Genomic DNA, 18,944 nt, shown 5'->3' on the forward strand with positions numbered 1-18,944 from the left:
GTACTCGAGAAATACTAGTTAGAAACACTGACAATTTCTTGGCCTATTCCCATCACAATTGTGACATTGTGACGACCCTTATCACCATACTCCACTGTGGCCTCTACCTCTGTCATGTTGCAAACAAAGCCTGCGGTATAATCAAATTGGCGTGGGCAAAATAGCTCCAGCTCACCATTGTTTAAATTCGTCACCGTAGCTTGAAGACCGCCAGGAGTCTGCACTGTTGCACCATCATCAGCGAGCTGCTGCCGTGAACGTAAAAAAACGTTGTTTGGCGCCCTTTGTTCTTGCCTGATCAAGCGCTGCATTTCACCAAATAACAGACTTTCAGCTTCTTCTCGCTCCATCACCGCATGTGTCATTTTAATATCCAGTGTACTGGTACTCATCAGTGTCACCGCTATCGCCATCACAGCCACCACCATTACCATGGCCATGATCAAAACTACCCCTCGCTGTTTTACATTTCCCACGATGAGCCCCCCATGTTGTACATTGAAATAGTGGTTGAGAATACGGTACGACGGATAGCGTCAGTGTAAGTCAACTCACGTCTATTAGGGTCATTTCCTAGAGTGTACGTTCGTGCCTGTACGCCAAAGTCAGGATCGGGTTGCAATACCCTAACCAATACAAAAAGCTGTAACGACAAAATACCACGGGTACCCTCCCAGTCGGCTTCTGTCATATTAGCTGTATGCCTATATCTATCAACGCGACCGTCATAGTCAGTATCGAGTCCGAAAACAAAGCGGATTTGTTCAACCCCCTCAATGACCAACTCATCACTCATTCCACCATTGACGAGCAAACGTTGTCGCCTTAATACCGGAATGGTAAGGGTGCGATTATTGATCACTTGCTGTTCTTCACTGACATAATAAACGTGATGACTGTACGGCCATAGTGTGGCGTTGACACTTGGCATATTAGCGATATTACCCCCAGCAATAAATTCAGCTTGCTCTTGCTGAGCAATAAAGTAATACCTTGTACCTCGGACAGCCGCCATATCAGGGACAAGCCCTACTGTTGTGACCGGGTTTCCTTCCAGAAATTTTACTTGTAGCACTTCTGATTGCGGTCTTGCAGATGTGATACAGCCGAGCGCTGTAGCATTAGTCGTAAATGTAGCCCAAATTGGTCTAAAGTTAGCTGGTTGGTTGTTTGGAAAGCTGCCATTGTTAATTCCACCAGAGCAGTCATTTCCTGGATTTGCTGGCGCACTCTGGTTATCCAGTGTAAACCCTTTGTCGTAAAAGGTGCCCCAAAAACCGACTTGTTCAATATCACGACGCATAATTGACAACGCCAAACGCCCTTTTTCCTGAAGCTCTCCGATTTGCATGGTATCGCTCGTCGTAGCTTTCATTCCAATATAAGTGGCAATAACACCACCTAAAAGCATGGCACCAATAAACATAGCTATCATGATTTCTAGCAAAGTAAAGCCAAGTACTTTTCTCATGGCTCACTCCTAATGAGTACAAATGTCTGCATTACGACCGCCCTGCGCCTATCGTCAGCCACACCACAATCACCTGCGGGGTTATTCTCTAGCGCTGTCATCGCTTGGCGACCGCGCCATGTTACGATGACCTGTACATTGATCCCCGAGGCATCCGCCCCTATCGTTGGATTAATACATACAACTGCATTATCCAATGCGCCTGTGTTTTCTCGCGCTCTAATCGCTCGACGCCAATTGGCAATATCCGTCTGTGCAATGGCTGCGGCATTACAAAAGTTGTTATAACATGCCGTTGTGTCTTGTACCGCCTCAGTACTATTAAAATCAACGTCGTATAAAGTAGCGATATTCGTTGCATCGTTACTACGAATACGGTGCATAATGTCACTGGCCAACTCAACTGCCGCCGCTCTTTGCATTGAGTCAAAGCTTGCTTGTTTTGCTTTTGCTTGCAGCGCCACCGCGCCTAATAACCCAAAGCTCAGAATCATAAAGGCAATGAGCACTTCTAACAGAGTGAAGCCTTGCTGCCTGTATTTTATCCTCATAATGGAACCAGAATATTATTATCCTAGATTCAGTGTAAACAGGATGATTTGAAACTCAATGTGAAATGGTCTGAAAGGTTTATTTAGCCGATGAACGGTTTATTACAGTAGTGCTTTTAGTTGGGAATAAGCTCTTCGGCTCACTTCGTATCGTGCAGATAACGACTTTAAACCAACAAAGTGCTTGTGTCCCTGCGACTCCAATACAGCGATATCATTACGATTGACAAGCGTGCTTCGGTGAATTTGTACAAAGTGTGTGGGAAATTTATCCATCAACGCCTTGAGTGATATATCGACAAGTACGTCAGCCCCTGACTTCAACGTAATACGAGTATATTTATCATCTGCTTGTGCCACAAGCACATCGGCTAATTGCACATGACGAAGCTCATTTCCGACATGATAGCTAATCGTTTCTACTTCTGGGAAAATAGTCATCAATAAAGCCATCAACTTATCTTCGCGCAGCGGTTTCACCAAATAGCCATTAGCATGCAAATCAAATGCCTCAAGTGCATATTCTGGGTGTGCTGTTAAAAAAACAATTTTTATCCGAGGAAACCGCTGTCTAAGTTCAGTGGCAAACGTCAGACCGGACTCACCTGGCATAGAAATATCTAAAAAAATAAGTGTGACCGCCGTTTCATCAAGTACTGGTCTAGCACTTGCTGAGTTATTCGCTTCACCCACACAGACAAATCGCAACTGTTTGTCCATCAATCGTCTAATACGAGCTCTTGCGAGTGGTTCATCATCCACAATGAGGTAAGGTATTAACGTATTCATAACGGTATACAAATAGAAACGGTAAAGCTATCTTCACTGGCATTAACCTGAAAATCAACAGACTGTTCATAATATAGCGCCAAACGACGCTGGATATTACTCAGACCAATACCATGACCTTGGTGAGTAGGTTGTAATGTTGGATTGTAGGAGTTGGCAATCACTATCGTCAATATGCGCCCAGCTCGATGGATAGATATTTTAATATCTGCACCAGAGGGGTTTGGCTCAACAGCATGGCTTACTGCATTTTCTACGAGCGGCTGCAAAATAAGTGCAGGGATACGCTCATCTCCTATGATATTTTCTAGTATCCAGTCATCCCTCAAGCGCTCAGCAAACCGCCAGCGTTCTAGATCCAGATACGCTTTACACATTTGAATTTCATCGTCTAAACGTACAACACTTTGGGTTGACATCGCTGCACGGGATAAATCAGCTAGTGCTAGCGCTGATTTTTCTGCATTGCTCGGATCCAGATGTATCAACTCAGCAACCGTATTTAACGTATTATATAGAAAGTGCGGTCGGATCCTTGCCTGCAATGCTTCTAGTTCAGCCCGAGATAATGCTTCTACCTTGCGGATGTTGTCTGCAAAAATTGCGAGAAAGTGAGCAAAGATTGTCATAATGCACAAACACATTGCAATGTTCCGCCAAAGGTTGAGCTCAACTTTGGCTTCATCAATCCATCCAAGTAGCGTAAATAAGTAAGGAAAGAACCAACTGGTGAGCGCCGTTGCCATCACAAACACTAAGATAAGTATGCCTGCTTCAACAAGATCAGAGCGAGTTTCTACGAAGCGACGTATCACTACTAAGATAGTGAGAGATAAAAAGCTCGTGAAGTGAATAAATAAGCTAACAAGACCCAAACTCTGCCAAAATGGTCCTGAAATGATCAAAGAGTATAAAAAAGCAAAGAGCTGCGAGGCAACTAGTAAAGCCAGTATGCCTCGTTCTGATAATAGTGCTGACAACAACCTAATTCTCGGTGTCATCGCCCTATCCTGCTATCTCAGCTCGACAGGAACTGCAAAGACAACATTCTCTTCTTGCCCTGGATTTTCAACAACGGTTTTACCGCCAAGTTCCTGAAGCCGAGTTATAACTTGCTGTACTAATACTTCAGGTGCCGATGCTCCTGCTGTCACACCAACTTTTGCGACATTTGATAACCATGACTCATCGATGGAAGAGGCGTCGTCAATCAAAAAAGATTTAGTGCCCATTTTATCCGACAACTCTCTCAAGCGATTTGAGTTTGAGCTGTTTTTAGCACCAACAACAAGAAGTAAATCAACTTTGTCTGCCAAGTCACGTACCGCATCTTGACGATTCTGGGTCGCATAACAAATGTCATCTTTACGCGGGCCACTTATGTTTGGGAACTTCTCTCGCAGAGCGTCTATAACGTCAGCTGTATCATCGACAGAGAGTGTCGTTTGGCTACAATAAAACACGTTATTGGCATCTTTAACTTCAAGCACCGCTACGTCTTCGGGTGTCTCAACAAGATAGATACCACCATTAGGATTGTCATATTGCCCCATCGTCCCCTCAACTTCAGGGTGACCATGATGTCCTATCAGCACACATTCAGTGCCTCTTCGACTAGCGCGAGTTACTTCCATATGCACTTTGGTCACTAACGGGCAAGTAGCGTCAAATACTTTTAGCTCTCTGCGCTTTGCTTCGTTACGGACTTGCTGAGAAACACCGTGTGCACTAAAAATGACGATACTGTCATCGGGTACCTCATCCAGCTCTTCAACAAACACGGCTCCACGAGATTTTAAACCATCCACCACATACTTGTTGTGCACAACTTCATGACGGACGTAGATGGGCGCAGTAAAAATGTCGAGCGCACGCTCAACAATACTGATGGCTCTATCAACGCCAGCACAAAATCCTCTTGGGTTTGCGAGCAAGATTTCCATTAATTGCTTACCTCTAGGATTTCAACTTCAAATGTCACTTTTTGACCCGCAAGCGGGTGGTTGAAATCCACCGTTACCGAATCACCAGCAACTTCTCGGATCAACCCAGGTAGATCAGTACCATCAGGTTGAGTAAAGGCAATAATACTACCAACCTGAGCCGGTGTATCTGCACCAAATTTACTTCTATCAACGTAGTAAATATTGTCAGGGTTTGGTTGCCCAAACGCATCTTCTGGCTCAAGCTCAAACGACTTTTCATCGCCTGCTTTTAGTCCCAGTAAGCATTTTTCGAAGTTTTCAGTTAAGCTGCCATCGCCCATAAAAAGCTTGGCTGGTTTGTTATGGACCTTAGTCGAGTCGGCCGCTGAACCATCTTCTAACTTTATTGAGAAGTGAAACAAAACCTCTGATTTTGCTCCAATCACTTGTTCATTCACGATTGTTTCTCCTGTGGTTTATCGCCACTGGTAAAGGCATCAAAAATAAGCAGTGCTGCACCACCAACAATTGCCATGTCCGCAACATTAAATGCCGGATAATGCCAATCCTGATAATAAAAGTGCAAAAAGTCGATCACATACCCGTGGATGATCCGATCGAATAAATTGCCAACTGCCCCTCCGAGTACGAGTGAATATGCAAGACCTAACTGCCAATTCGAAGCCGGAAGTTTGCGCAACCAAAATACTAATAACGTACTAATGGCAATAGCAATACCACTTAAAAAATAGCGCTGCCAACCACCCGCATCACTTAAAAAGCTAAATGCAGCCCCATAATTGTGCATATAGGTTAAATTGAAGATAGGTAGGATATCGATGGACTCATAGAGATCCATCTCGGTCATTACCAGTGCTTTGGTGAAGTAGTCTACTGCAAAAAGCAGTAGACTAAGCCACAACCACACTAGACCACTTTTCTGTGTAGTTTGTGTCACATTTGACTCCTAGGCAAATTGGCGTTGCTCGCCATCACCTTCAACATTACTGATACAACGACCACAAATATCAGGGTATTGTGAGTCACTACCGACATCATCAGTATAATGCCAACAACGGTCACACTTTTTAGCTTCTGTTGCAGTAACGCTGATAAACAAACCATCTATTTCAGTCGAGATAGCATGTTCAGGCTGGCTATTCACCACCTCTACCACTGCTTTTGAAGTCAATAGTACGAAGCGCAGTTCATCACCGATAGCATTTAATTGCTCAGCTAAATCACCACCCGTGTACAGCGTTACTTCAGCTTGTAAAGTCGCACCAATTACTTCTTCTTTACGCGCATTTTCAAGTACACGGTTCACTTCGTCACGTACTGCCAGTAAGTTCTGCCAGTATTCGTTATTTAGTGACCCTTCTGTTGCACCTTCAATTGCATCATACCAAGTATCAGTAAATACGAACTTTCCACGTTCACCCGGTAAAACTTCCCAGATTTCTTGTGCGGTAAAGCTCATGATCGGCGCCATCCAACGTGTCATCGCCTCAGCAATATGATAAAGCGCTGACTGACAAGAACGACGAGCGTGGCTATCACTTTTCGCGGTGTATTGACGATCTTTAATTACGTCAAGATAGAAAGAGCCAAGTTCACCAGTACAGAAGTTCATAAGCTTTTGTGTAACTTGCAACATCTGATACTTGTCATAGGCTGCTTTGATCTCAGTTTGTAGTTGTGCTGCACGCGCTACAATCCAGCGGTCTAGCTCAACCATATCTTCTATCGCTACTAAGTCAGTTTTTGGATCAAAACCGCTTAGGTTAGCAAGCAAATAACGACTTGTATTACGAATACGGCGATAACGATCCGCTGAGCGCTTAAAAATTTCGTCAGATACCGTCATCTCAGCAGTATAATCTGTTGACGCAACCCACAGGCGCAGAATGTCTGCTCCCAGTTTATTCATAATATCTTGCGGTGAAATCACATTGCCCAATGACTTAGACATCTTGTGACCTTTTTCGTCTACCGTAAAGCCATGCGTTAGCACTTGCTTATATGGCGCATGACCGTTGATAGCAACAGAAGTCATCATTGATGACATAAACCAGCCACGGTGTTGGTCAGAACCTTCTAGATACAGATCAGCAGGACCGCTTAACTCCTCGCGGGCATCTACTACACAAGCGTGTGTTACACCAGAATCAAACCAAACATCGAGTGTATCTTGTACTTTAACGTATTGCTGCGCATCAGCATCGCTCAGTAAAGTTGTCGGCTCAAGATCATACCAAGCCTGAATACCTTTCTCATCTACTAACTTGGCAACGGCTTCAATTAAGCTTTCTGTATCTGGGTGCAGGCTACCTGTGTCTTTGTCAACAAATAGCGCGATTGGTACACCCCAAGTACGTTGACGAGAAATACACCAATCTGGGCGACCTTCAACCATGTTTGCAATGCGGCTTTCACCCCACTCTGGTAACCATTCGGTCTTTTTGATTTCATTCAGTGAATCTGTGCGTAAGTTCGCTTGATCCATACTCACAAACCACTGCGGCGTCGCACGGAAAATAATAGGAGTCTTGTGGCGCCAGCAATGCGGGTAGCTATGCGTCAGTGCCTTATGGCGGAACAGCACTCCTTTTTCGTTCAACAGTTCGATAATGCTGTCATTCGCTTTAAACACGTGCTGACCTGCAAAAATTGGCGTGTCCGGTAGATAAACACCATTTGCACCAACAGGGTTTGCAACTTCAAGGCCATAAGCCTGACCTGCTACAAAGTCTTCTTGACCGTGACCAGGTGCCGTATGAACAATACCAGTACCTGAATCTGTTGTTACGTGCTCACCTAAAATCACTGGAACATCAAAGTCCAAGAATGGGTGTACAACACGAAGATTTTCAAGTGCTGCGCCTTTGGCATACCCTAATACATGGAAGTGCTTAAAGCCAAAACGGTCTACTGCATCTTTGACTAATTCAGAGCCAAGTACAATTCGCTGCTCTTGACCTTCATCTTCGATTTGTACCAACGCATATTCTAGAGCACCATGTACCGCTACAGCGCGGTTTGCAGGCAATGTCCAAGGTGTTGTAGTCCAGATTGCAGTACTTACTTCGCCTTTGCCCTCATGGCCATCGGTCAAGCTAAACGCGTCGACAATTGCTGCTTGGTCTGCAAATACAAATTTTACGTCGATAGCTGGAGATTGCTTATCTTGATATTCAACTTCCGCTTCAGCAAGTGCCGAGCCACAGTCTGTACACCAATGAACTGGTTTTGCACCTTTGTGTAGGTGGCCATTTTTGATAATACGACCAAGTACACGAATAGCATTGGCTTCAAAATCAAAATTCATGGTTAAGTATGGTTTGTCCCAGTCACCCAAAACACCAAGACGCTTAAAGTCTACCTTTTGACCTTCAACTTGCTTTTTAGCATAGTCACGGCATTTTTCGCGAAACTCAGCAACTGATACTTTTTTGCCTGGCTTGCCAACTTTCTTTTCAACTTGTAGCTCAATGGGTAGACCATGACAGTCCCAACCTGGCACGTAGGGTGCGTCAAAATCTGAAAGCGTTTTTGACTTAATAATAATATCTTTTAGGATTTTATTTACTGAGTGACCTAGGTGAATATTACCATTTGCATACGGAGGACCGTCATGCAAAATAAATGGCTTTTTACCTTTTTTCGCAATGCGAATTTGACCGTATAAGTCTTCTTCATACCATTTTTTCAGCATCTTTGGTTCGCGTTGCGCCAAATTACCACGCATCGGAAACTCAGTTTCCGGTAGATTTAAAGTATGTTTGTAGTCGCTCATTTATCCTACTTTCCGTATCGGCTACGTTAAAGAAAAACACTGTTTTGCATGACTAACATCTCGGCTGATTTGCTCTGTTAGTTGCGACAATGTTTCGAATTTTTGCTCATCGCGAAGCTTTTCAATCAGCTCCACCTTCATAAATTGACCGTAGATGGTCTCATTAAAATTAAATAGATGCACCTCTAAGAGGGCTTTAGTGCCATTTAACGTTGGTTTAGTACCAACATTAGCTACACCATAATGTGTTGTTTGATTTACCGTTGCAATTACCGCATATACCCCACATACGGGACTGACCTGGCGTTTCAAGGCGATATTTGCAGTACGAAACCCAAGCTCTCTACCCTTTTTCCACCCATGGATAACACGACCAGAGATAGCGTAAGTATGACCCAGCATTTCATGTGCTTGGTTTAAGTCTCCCTGTGCCAGTGCGCTACGGATTAAGGTACTACTCACTCTGCAGTTTTGTTTACGAAAGCTTGCCGTATCCTTAACGTGCATACCAAGTGGTTCACCCACCCGCTTTAGCATCGAAAAATCTCCGGCTCTTTCACGGCCAAAACGAAAGTCGTCGCCAATAGTCAAGGCACGAGTACCGAGCTTAGCTATCAACACATCCCTAATAAATTGCTCGGCATCTTGTGATGCAAACTTATGATTAAAGTTCACACATATCACCCGTTCTATTCCCAATTCTTGCAATAAAACGAGTTTGTCACGCAGTCGAGTTAATCTTGCCGGCGCTTTATCTTTTGCAAAAAACTCCAAAGGTTGTGGTTCAAATAACATCACAGTGCTTGGTAGTTGGTAGTGTTTTGCGTCGCTAATCAGCCCTTTCAAAACTTCTACATGTCCCAGGTGAACCCCATCAAAGTTTCCAATCGTCAACACACAACCAAAGTGATGTGGTCGAATATTATGGATCCCTCGGATTAGTTGCATAGTGCCGTGCCTTTGTGCAGCAAATATCAAAGAGCTCGATTATACCCAAGTTGCTTAAAAATGCGAATCAAGCATCACGGATTGTGTTGAATCTTACCCCGAGCATAAATAGTAGACTGAAATAGCTCACTATCGCGACCGTTAATAAACCACAAAGTAATAAAATTTGCTCTATGAGTCCCCATGCTAGCCAATCAAATTGTATTGCCAAACTATATACAGAGATAGCCATAGCCACCGCCGATACAAAGCATTTTGCCGCAAAAGTTAATGAGAACCCACTTACCTTATACACCCCTTGACGAGATAAATGTCGATATAACAAAAACGCGTTGCAAGATGCAGATAAAGAAGTCGCAAGAGCTAAGCCAAGGTAACCAATAAATGGTGCCAACATCAGATTAAATATCATATTGAGCGCCATTGCGATAATCCCAATACGAACCGGTGTTTTGATGTCCTGCCTTGCATAAAAGCCTGGAGCTAAAACCTTAATTAACATAAAGCTAAGTAAGCCAACTGAATATGCTGCGACCCCCATGCTAACTTTATTAATGTTGTCTGCATCTTGCGATACGAACTCACCGTGACCAAATAAAACCGAGATAATAAGTGGGCTTATAACCATTAAACCAAGCATGGCAGGCAACCCCAAAAAGATCACAAAACGCACTCCCCAATCAAGTGTTTTTTGAAAGTCGGAGCCTTTGTCACCCGCATGCAGCTTAGAAAGTGCCGGTAAAATAACAGTAGCAATACCGATACCGAACAACCCAAGTGGGAATTCAATCAGTCTGTCCGAATAGTACAGCCATGCAATAGAGCCTGTAACTAAAAACGAGGCAATCATAGTGTCTAATAATAAGTTAATTTGACTCACTGATACGCCAAATAATGCAGGTATCATTAACGTCCTCACTTTTGTCACCTCAGGGCTTTGCCAAGCAAACCGAGGACGACTTAAGACACCAAGCTTTAGCAAAAATGGGAGTTGAAAAAGTAGCTGCACAATACCACCAATAAATACACCTAAAGCCAGTGCATACGCGCCTTGCTCAAATTTATCATGAAGGAAAATAGCGCAAGCGATAATGGTAATATTAAGTAAAACTGGGGTAAACGCCGCGGCCGCAAAGCGGTTATACACATTTAATACTGCGCCACTTAGTGCAACCAAAGAAACAAAAAATAGATAAGGAAATGTAAGTTTTAATAACGCACTTGCAAGGACAAATTTTTCAGCATCGGCGCCCTCTTGCATCCAATCTATAAACCAGCTTGTGCCAAATAATGCAGCAATGACAGGAGAGCCAATTACGCCTAAGATAGTCACACACAGTAAAATAGTTCCCAAGGTACCAGCGGCTTGTGCAACGAATAACCGTACTTTATCGTCGCCATGTTTTTCTTTGATTTCTGATAATACAGGGACAAATGCTTGAGCAAAGGCTCCTTCAGCAAATAATCTACGTAAAAAGTTAGGAATACGGTTGGCGAATAAAAATACATCGGCGGCCAAGCCTGCGCCCAGTAAATTTGCTACCACAGCATCGCGCACCAGACCGAGCACACGCGAAATCATTGTCATCGCGCTGACAATCATACCTGATTTAAATAACCCTTTTATCACCTTAACTCCTAAATTCAGCGATTAGCAGCAAATTATGCCACAGTCGTTGTGCATTTAGCACTAGGCGCGCTCGGTCAGCTTTGCTACAATACGCGCCATTAACCTAAGTAAGCCTATTGCACGTTAGTGGAATATAAACTGTTTACTCTGGTTCGAACCTGAGATTTTCAAGGCACCATGCAAAGCTACGGCTTTTCATTTTTTGTGCAACTTGGGATATTACGGGTTTACTTGCCTGTGTTAGACAAAAAGCATTACCTTACAATGCCTTTTGCTTGCAGGTTAAGAATTGAGAATAGCCCAAGTCAAGTCTTGGGTGTTGAACATTAGGCCGCGCTTGTTAATTTATATTGACTTTTGCGATTAAAACAGGCATATTCCTCGGCCTTTAAATTAAGCTTATTTTAAGATTGTTAGGAGCAAACCTTGGCTAACATCAAGTCTGCAAAAAAACGCGCTATCACTAGCGAAAAGCGTCGTAAGCACAACGCAAGTCGTCGTTCAATGATGCGTACATACTTCAAAAAAGTAATCGCTGCAATTGAAGCTGGTGATAAAGAAGCTGCAACTCAAGCATTTGCTGTTGCTGCACCTATCCTAGACCGTTACGCAACTAAGGGTCTAATCCACAAAAACAAAGCTGCTCGTCATAAGAGCCGTTTAGTTGCTAAGATTAAAGCACTTTAATTTGTTGCTGGATTGAAAAAACCGACGCTTAGTCGGTTTTTTTATATCTGTAATTCACATGTGTTTATGTCAATGAATGAATTTGGTATAACCACTACACCAATTCTAGATCTGGGTAAAACTTCTTCAACATAGCTGCGATTTTCTTAGGTGAGAATGGCTTTACAACAAACCCTTTTGCGCCACGTTCAATAGCATCTTTTACATTGTCTACCGTTGAGTGGGCGGATACCATAACCACATTGACATTCGGGTTAATCTCGTTAAGCGTCGCAATTAACTCTTTACCATCACCATCTGGTAACTCAATATCCAAGAAGACAATATCAAAGTGCTGCTCTTCACATGACTTTACGCACTGTGTTGCTGTTGAGGCTTCACGCACATGGTCAATGCCTAAGTGCATCAAGGTTTGATGTAAAAAACTGCGAACTGTCCCTACATCATCAACAATTAAAATAGAGATACTTTGATCCATAGTCCTTTCCCGTAGGCTGTAATGTAAAAATAGGCTATTATATTTAGCATAGAAGCATTATAGAGACCTGCAACTAAAAGGCTACTTAAAGCATGGCAAAAACATCAAAAAAACAATCGCTTTTAGGCCAAGTACAGCCCAGCACCAAAAAACCAATAAAGCGCAAGGTACAAAACCATCGCACCTCACCGCAGCAGGTAGCTGCACTGAAAGCGCAACAAGCAGCAGCACTTCAAAATCAACAAAGTAGCCTAAATGAGGAAAAACCAAAGCGCAAAGCAAAGTGGATAATACTTGGTGTGTTACTCGCTTTATTTATTGTTTTTCCAAAGCCAAAATTAATTACTTATGAAAAATTAGGTCTTGTTGCAAGCAGTGTTTATTGGCCAGGGCTACCAGGGATAGATCCTGTGCTATTTGATTCAAATTTACACCCTCAGCCCGCGCTTGAGCGTAATACTCTATACCTGTGCCACAATTTGAAAAAACCAGACACGTGCCAAAAGTACCAAATAATCAAACAAGAAGGTTTTATTGCTGCAACCATCAAATTGATTAAAGGATAGCAATAATTATACCTTAAAAGAGGCATTTAACTTTTCAGCGATAAGATTAATTGCATCCACGCTCATTGCCACTTCCAAAAAATGGGTGCAATACCAGCAGTTGATTATTAACAGTAATCTCAATAAAACTAACGCCAACAGCGGGGGCTAAAAAGCATTTATTTTTGGAACAATAGATGCTTATCGAAAAGCGCGTGCTTTAATAGTCATCGCTTCTAGTAACTCAGTTCTATCAATCAACTTTCCTGCTATCACATGTACAACCTCCCCCTCTTTTTCCAGTATGCCCTTTACTTCTAGTAGTTGAGCTCCCATATAAGCCTGTTTTTGTGCTCTTGCTGTGCCAGACCAAACAATTACATTCATATTGCCCGTTTCATCTTCCAACGTAAAAAAGGTGACTCCTTTTGCAGTTCCAGGCGATTGCTTTCCAGTGACAAGACCTACCACTGTTACTAAGGACTTATGTGTGCGGTAAAGTAATTCATTTGCTTTCACCGTACGACTGATCAATTTAGCTTGTTCAAGTTGCTTAACTGGATGGGTTCGCAGGGAAACTTTAGTGGTATTGTAATCTTCTCGAAGCTCCTCAAACTCACTGGTTTGAAAGTGATTATATTGGGGTGCAGATTCTTCAAGTTCAACAAATAGTGGCAAAGCCCTACTTTGATCTGCCAAAGACCACCTCGCGGCATAACGACTATCAACAAAGCGATGTAAAGCATCTGCTGAAATCAACTTTTCAATCGTGCTTTTCGCAATACCAACTTGTTGTAACTGTGCGATCCGATAAAACCCGCTGTCAGGTCTTTGTTGTGTGATATGCTGCGCCTCAGTCTCACTTAAGCCCTTTATTAGCCTGAGCCCTAACCGAATAGCAAAAGTGTTTGTGTTATCTGCTTTCACAACTAGGTGATGATAGTCTGAGTGGTTTATACAGATAGGTAGAATAGTCACATTATGTCTAGCGGCATCTTGCAACAGCTGTGAAGCCGAATAAAACCCCATTGGTAAGCTATTAAGTAACGCAGTATAAAACATAGCTGGGTAATAGTATTTCAACCATGCAGAGGCATAAGCCAGCACAGCAAAAGAGGCTGAGTGACTTTCAGGAAAACCATATTCACCAAAGCCACAGATCTGCTCAAAAATACGCTCAGCAAACTGTGCTTCATAGCCCCGCTCCAACATGCCTCGAATGAGCTTTTCTTTAAACTGCATCAGCTCTCCGGTTTTTTTCCATGACGCCATGGCTCGGCGTAGGCTATCTGCTTCTCCTCCCGTGAATCCAGCTGCAACCATAGCTAGTTTTATCACTTGTTCTTGGAAGATGGGAACCCCCATGGTCCTCTCTAATACCGATTTAACCGCTTCAGATGGATAGCTTACCTGTTCTTCTCCCTCTCGGCGCTTTAAAAATGGATGAACCATATCACCTTGAATAGGCCCTGGCCGTACGATTGCAATTTGAATCACCAAATCATAATAGCAAGCAGGCTTGAGCCTTGGTAGCATACTCGTTTGAGCGCGTGACTCCACTTGAAATACCCCGATGCTATCGCCTTTTTGCAGCATTTTGTAAACCAAAGGGTCGTCTTGCATACGCGTTAATTGGGCTAAATCCAAGCTTTTATCTGTATGTTGAGCTATATAACCAAAGCACTTGCGTATTGCGCTTAACATTCCCAACGCAAGTACATCCACTTTAAGCAGCTTTAGTGTTTCTAAGTCATCTTTATCCCATTGAATAATCGTGCGCTCGGGCATGGCTGCATTTTCTGTGGGAACTAGCTCATGCAGCGGGCTTTGTGAGATCACAAAGCCACCAACATGCTGTGATAAGTGCCTTGGAAAACCAATAATTTCATTTACAAGTTGAATAAAATGCTGTCCCTTTAGCGAACTTGGTTCAAAACCAAGCTCAACCAACTGCGCTTGCCAATTAAGCCCTTTATCACGCCTATTCAAGTGCTTAATAAAGTACTCTATTTGCGCCATCTCAATGCCTAGAGCCTTACCGACATCACGCATTGCACTTTTTAAACGATATGTGATCACCGTTGCAGCAAGCGCAGCCCGTTTGCGGCCATACTTATTGTAAATATACTGAATAACTTCTTCGCGGCGTTGATGTTCAAAGTCCACATCAATATCCGGCGGCTCATTGCGCTCTTTACTGATGAAACGTTCAAATAGCACGCCCACTTGTCTAGGATCGACTGCGGTAATTTCCAAACAATAACAAACGACAGAATTTGCCGCTGATCCGCGTCCTTGATACAGGATGTCATGTTGCTTGGCATACATCACAATATCGTGAATAGTAATAAAGAAAAATGGATAGTCTAGCGCTTCAATTAGTGCCAACTCTTTTTCTATTGTCGCGGCAATTTCTGGCGGTACACCATCTGGAAAACGAGTTTTTTTACCTTTTTCAACCAGTGAACGTAAGTAAGCCATAGGTGTTAACCCTTGAGGCACAAGCTCTTGAGGATATTGATACGCTAAATTGGCTAAATTAAAATCACATTGCCTAGCAATATGCTCACTCTCTTCAAGTAAGCTAAGTGCATATAGCTTTTTGAGCTTGGGAATAGGCCTAAGCGCAAACTCAGCATTGCTGATCATAAACTCTGGAATATCACTGATCACACGATTCAAGCGGATAGCGGTGAGCGTATGCTGTAGCGCCAGTCTGGATGGACAGTGCATTAATACCCCACCAACTGCACATAGAGGTATATGATAGGCTTTTGCAAGTTTGATACAATGCGCAAAATAACGGTCGTCTTCTACAGCTAATTTGCGCTGATAAGCAATCCATACTCTGTCGTGATGATATTTACAAAGCCACTGTACTGATTGAGTATCTTGGATATTGCCTTGTGGTAGCCACAATAGTAAAACATGTTTAAGGGACATAATATCCCATTCACTCAGTTGATAAGCGCCCTTTTCACTGCGTCTACGAGCGTTGCTAATCACTCTACATAGTTCAGAATAAGCAAGTTGATTTGGACAAATCGCAACAAACTTAATGTTCTGGTATTTTAATAAGCTCCCTATAATAAGCTTTATCTTGAGCTTATGCTCTTGTATATAGGCGTGAGCACGAACAATACCCGCTAATGAACACTCATCGGTAATAGCAATAGCACTGTAACCTAAAAAGTCCGCTTGTTTTACCAGCTCTTCTGGTCGTGAAGCTCCGGTTAAAAACGAAAAATTACTCTGGCAAAATAGCTCTGCATACGACATTAACTAAACACCCCATGGATATACCATTGATTACTTTGCTCGCGAAATACCCATAAATGCTGGTCTTGTTGGTTTTGCACAATAAAATAATCACGTTGAACTGGCTCACCATCCCACCATCCGGATACTATTCGCTCAGGGCCTGAGATGACTCTGACTTTTTCACATAAAGGCCGTGGCTCAGACAACAAAATAGTCGGTCTTGGTGGAGTTTGAATATTGCTAATATCAGGTGTACGACTATACGTACTAGCTTTCTCGGGGCGAGGATCTCCCGTTAATTTTAGGTGCTGCACAGCTTGATCACCAAGTTTTGTACATAAGATAGATAATAACCCCTGCTGGGATATCGCACTTTGTTGGGCTGAAAATAAATCCTGCACCGTAGCATGTTGTGTTTCTAGTTCATCGACTTTTAACGATACGCTTTGTACTGGGGCCTCGAGCGTAATAGACTCCAGTTTTAGATCTAGCAGTCGTCGCCAATATGATATGCGATATTCGGGCTCAGCACTGTGTAACGTGACCTCCAAAGCGTTTTTGTCTCTCAGCACAAATGTAAAGTTGACAGCTCTGGTCACTAGACTGCGTTTTTGTAAAAACATCGATAAACGTGATAATAGATACCCTATTGGCTTATCTAGCCACGCAACGACTTCCACTTCATATAGTAAAGGGGCTGTTAGCTCGAATACCTCAGGAGGATGATAAAAAGTGGGAGTTTCTCTTAGCTTACCAAATAAGCAACCAACATAATGCACCAGCTCAGTATCAAACCGTTTTGCTAATTCAGACAGCGTAAACTGTTCCAACTGCGCTACCGTTTTCACGCCTGTGCGCATCAGCTTATCTATCACTTTTTCTGCAAGAGTCGTGTGCTGCAACGTCACTTTACTCAACGCATAACGAGTTTGTGAGGCGGTTAATTGCAAAGTATCGTTGTGGCTCCGCGCTAATAGCTTAGCCATGGTTATTGATGCGCCAACACCATAGTGGTAGCTGACCTCTAATTGACGTAGTTGCTCGGTAATCACGAGCCAATAGCAGCTCAAATCTTTGTGTAAAGACAACATACCATCTACTTTAAGCGCAATACCATTAGGTGGCTCTATCACCAAATCAGCGCTAACTTGGTACAGTGCATCTGCAATTTCAAGCAACTGTTGACGCTCTAGCTGGCTATCATATGATACAACATGAAGCTGCATACATAATGCGCAGGCCGTACCTAATCCCATGCCAATTTTTATGCCTTTTTGCTCTGCAACAGAGTTTAATTGCACTACCTGATTCTTGCGCCCATCAATGATAACAACAGGCGAGATAAAATCAGTTGTAGTTGCTTGCTTACTTATTCCCTCCAGCTGCAGCATTGGAAAATAAAGATATATCCACATAATTAGCTCGTTAACCGCTGATCATATCCACAAGGCATGGTGATACTCTCGTCAATATTCGGTAAGGTTTGCTTTTCAAGTTCCGGCCAGTAGTTTGTATTACGCAGCTTAATGGCATGCTGAGAAAAAGACCCTCTTTGCTTTTTTATCGACACCTGTAAGGCACAGGGCTTTGCCTCTAGTACCAAAGAAAGAGAAAAAGGCAAGGTACTCATGTATTGCCCTTGATGTAAAACAAATAACCGACTATCGCCAGATTGTGCGGCTAACTGCAAACGCTTCACCACAGCGATAGAAAGCGCATCCTGCCAAAGTACTACAGCACTCGATGCTCCGCTTTTTAAACATTGCTCAGCAGCCCATAATGCTTCGCTATCACTTTTTGGCTGCAATATTACAAACTCACTTAAGTCTAGTGATAAGTAATTAATTGCAGCAGCCTGCACTCGGCCCGGTGGATTAATTAACACCTTTAAGCGCTTTTCTTGTGCAAAATGAGGCAGTATTAGACGCAGCTCCCCTATACCAACAGCCGTTTGAATATCTATCACACCATGCTTAGGCCAGCCTCCTTGCAAAGCACTATCAAGCAAGGTAAACCCGGTACTTACCGCTTCAGGCTTACATACTCGACCACGTCCGCGCCAAAGCAAATTTTTACGCTCAAGAAGCTCTAGATAATTAGCCATAACCCACCGACACTGTTTATATATACAGTATATTTAAATCTGTAAGGATCGCAAGTAGATCATAAAAAATCGAGATAGGACCTCGCTCAAAAGCATAGGAGTGAATATGGGGTCAGCCAACAACTTATACCAATTTGCTTAATTAAGTGGTCTATTTTGAGGCGAGAAAATCTTGTCGATAACGAGGCAAAAATTTTGCTATTTAGTTGTTCTAAATAAGAAATTTTTAACGCTGTTAGCGTCAGATTTACTCCTTCAAATTGAGCAAGTATTAAGTCTAATTGGTATTATGTTAGTTTGTTTAGAGACATGAACTATGTTGAAGCAAAAGGTTTGCTACTTACTTGTTCTAAATAAGAAATTTTTAGCACTGTTAGACTTGGATTTATATCTTCACATTGAGCAATGTATTAAGAAAAATTGGTATATACCACCTTTTGACATCATACAGACAAGGCGTAAAAATAGATTTTAGTATACGGTGAGCTTTTATTTAGGTTGTGAATAGATTCAATAAGAAGGAACTTTTACTTTGAATAATTAAGTTTGCTTAGAGGAGACAATGCAAACTGGCGGAGTGGACGGGACTCGAACCCGCGACCCCCGGCGTGACAGGCCGGTATTCTAACCAACTGAACTACCACTCCGCAGTGATAGATTTTCAAGATATCTTAATGGCGGAGTGGACGGGACTCGAACCCGCGACCCCCGGCGTGACAGGCCGGTATTCTAACCAACTGAACTACCACTCCGCAGAGA

Annotated in this window: 17 protein-coding genes and 2 tRNA genes; 2 read left to right on the top strand and 17 right to left on the bottom strand. The window is 42.9% G+C overall.

Annotated elements, in window-relative coordinates; translation table 11 throughout:
- Nucleotides 1-14: 14 nt before the first annotated feature.
- From EAG18_RS20675 to murJ, 11 genes are all read right to left on the bottom strand, one after another.
- Nucleotides 15-476 carry a pilus assembly protein PilX gene (locus EAG18_RS20675; RefSeq protein ID WP_125254249.1) on the bottom strand — a complete coding sequence of 154 codons (462 nt, stop codon included), beginning with the start codon at nt 474-476 and terminating at the stop codon, nt 15-17.
- A complete protein-coding gene (locus EAG18_RS20680) occupies nt 464-1,471 on the bottom strand; it encodes a PilW family protein (protein ID WP_125254250.1) in 1,008 nt (335 codons plus the stop codon). Before EAG18_RS20680 ends, EAG18_RS20675 begins: the two co-directional genes overlap by 13 nt.
- Nucleotides 1,468-2,022 (bottom strand): type IV pilus modification protein PilV, encoded by a 555-nt coding sequence (gene pilV / locus EAG18_RS20685; protein WP_125254251.1) that lies wholly within the window; start codon nt 2,020-2,022, stop codon nt 1,468-1,470. The genes EAG18_RS20680 and pilV overlap by 4 nt, the downstream gene beginning before the upstream one ends.
- 102 nt (nt 2,023-2,124) lie before the next feature.
- Nucleotides 2,125-2,811 carry a LytTR family DNA-binding domain-containing protein gene (locus EAG18_RS20690; RefSeq protein WP_125254252.1) on the bottom strand — a complete coding sequence of 229 codons (687 nt, stop codon included), beginning with the start codon at nt 2,809-2,811 and terminating at the stop codon, nt 2,125-2,127.
- Complete coding sequence (locus tag EAG18_RS20695; protein WP_125254253.1) at nt 2,808-3,812, bottom strand: histidine kinase; 1,005 nt, start codon at nt 3,810-3,812, stop codon at nt 2,808-2,810. The genes EAG18_RS20690 and EAG18_RS20695 overlap by 4 nt, the downstream gene beginning before the upstream one ends.
- Before the next feature lie 12 nt (nt 3,813-3,824).
- Nucleotides 3,825-4,754 (bottom strand): 4-hydroxy-3-methylbut-2-enyl diphosphate reductase, encoded by a 930-nt coding sequence (gene ispH / locus EAG18_RS20700; protein WP_125254254.1) that lies wholly within the window; start codon nt 4,752-4,754, stop codon nt 3,825-3,827.
- On the bottom strand, nt 4,754-5,194 hold the full coding sequence (gene fkpB / locus EAG18_RS20705; RefSeq protein ID WP_125254255.1) for an FKBP-type peptidyl-prolyl cis-trans isomerase: 441 nt from the start codon (nt 5,192-5,194) through the stop codon (nt 4,754-4,756). The genes ispH and fkpB overlap by 1 nt, the downstream gene beginning before the upstream one ends.
- A complete protein-coding gene (gene lspA, locus EAG18_RS20710) occupies nt 5,191-5,694 on the bottom strand; it encodes a signal peptidase II (RefSeq protein ID WP_125254256.1) in 504 nt (167 codons plus the stop codon). Before lspA ends, fkpB begins: the two co-directional genes overlap by 4 nt.
- A gap of 9 nt (nt 5,695-5,703) precedes the next feature.
- A complete protein-coding gene (gene ileS, locus EAG18_RS20715; RefSeq protein WP_125254257.1) occupies nt 5,704-8,532 on the bottom strand; it encodes an isoleucine--tRNA ligase in 2,829 nt (942 codons plus the stop codon).
- Between the two features lie 21 nt (nt 8,533-8,553).
- Complete coding sequence (gene ribF, locus EAG18_RS20720) at nt 8,554-9,480, bottom strand: bifunctional riboflavin kinase/FAD synthetase (RefSeq protein ID WP_125254258.1); 927 nt, start codon at nt 9,478-9,480, stop codon at nt 8,554-8,556.
- Nucleotides 9,481-9,547: 67 nt separating this feature from the next.
- Nucleotides 9,548-11,110 (bottom strand): murein biosynthesis integral membrane protein MurJ, encoded by a 1,563-nt coding sequence (gene murJ, locus EAG18_RS20725; protein ID WP_275557360.1) that lies wholly within the window; start codon nt 11,108-11,110, stop codon nt 9,548-9,550.
- A 426-nt stretch (nt 11,111-11,536) separates the two neighbouring features.
- Here murJ and rpsT point away from each other — a divergent pair, with 426 nt between their 5' ends.
- Nucleotides 11,537-11,797 (top strand): 30S ribosomal protein S20, encoded by a 261-nt coding sequence (gene rpsT / locus EAG18_RS20730; RefSeq protein ID WP_010370978.1) that lies wholly within the window; start codon nt 11,537-11,539, stop codon nt 11,795-11,797.
- A gap of 94 nt (nt 11,798-11,891) precedes the next feature.
- On the opposite strand, the gene EAG18_RS20735 is transcribed toward rpsT, so the two are convergent.
- Nucleotides 11,892-12,275 (bottom strand): response regulator, encoded by a 384-nt coding sequence (locus EAG18_RS20735; protein WP_125254259.1) that lies wholly within the window; start codon nt 12,273-12,275, stop codon nt 11,892-11,894.
- A gap of 92 nt (nt 12,276-12,367) precedes the next feature.
- On the opposite strand from EAG18_RS20735, the gene EAG18_RS20740 reads away from it, so the two are divergent.
- Complete coding sequence (locus tag EAG18_RS20740) at nt 12,368-12,841, top strand: hypothetical protein (protein ID WP_125254260.1); 474 nt, start codon at nt 12,368-12,370, stop codon at nt 12,839-12,841.
- A 180-nt stretch (nt 12,842-13,021) separates the two neighbouring features.
- Here the strand turns inward: EAG18_RS20740 and EAG18_RS20745 are convergent, their stop codons facing one another.
- The 5 genes from EAG18_RS20745 to EAG18_RS20770 form a co-directional block, all read right to left on the bottom strand.
- Entirely contained in the window at nt 13,022-16,099 is a 3,078-nt protein-coding gene (locus EAG18_RS20745; RefSeq protein ID WP_125254261.1) for an error-prone DNA polymerase, read from the bottom strand.
- A complete protein-coding gene (locus EAG18_RS20750) occupies nt 16,099-17,496 on the bottom strand; it encodes a DNA polymerase Y family protein (protein ID WP_125254262.1) in 1,398 nt (465 codons plus the stop codon). Before EAG18_RS20750 ends, EAG18_RS20745 begins: the two co-directional genes overlap by 1 nt.
- A gap of 2 nt (nt 17,497-17,498) precedes the next feature.
- The gene (gene imuA, locus EAG18_RS20755) at nt 17,499-18,185 is read right to left on the bottom strand and encodes a translesion DNA synthesis-associated protein ImuA (protein WP_125254263.1); all 687 of its coding nucleotides are present in this window, start codon (nt 18,183-18,185) and stop codon (nt 17,499-17,501) included.
- A 570-nt stretch (nt 18,186-18,755) separates the two neighbouring features.
- Nucleotides 18,756-18,832, bottom strand: a tRNA-Asp gene (locus EAG18_RS20765).
- A gap of 28 nt (nt 18,833-18,860) precedes the next feature.
- Nucleotides 18,861-18,937 (bottom strand) — tRNA-Asp (locus EAG18_RS20770).
- Nucleotides 18,938-18,944: the final 7 nt, after the last annotated feature.

This window comes from Pseudoalteromonas sp. J010 (assembly GCF_003934235.1).
Classification (GTDB): Bacteria; Pseudomonadota; Gammaproteobacteria; order Enterobacterales; family Alteromonadaceae; genus Pseudoalteromonas; species Pseudoalteromonas peptidolytica.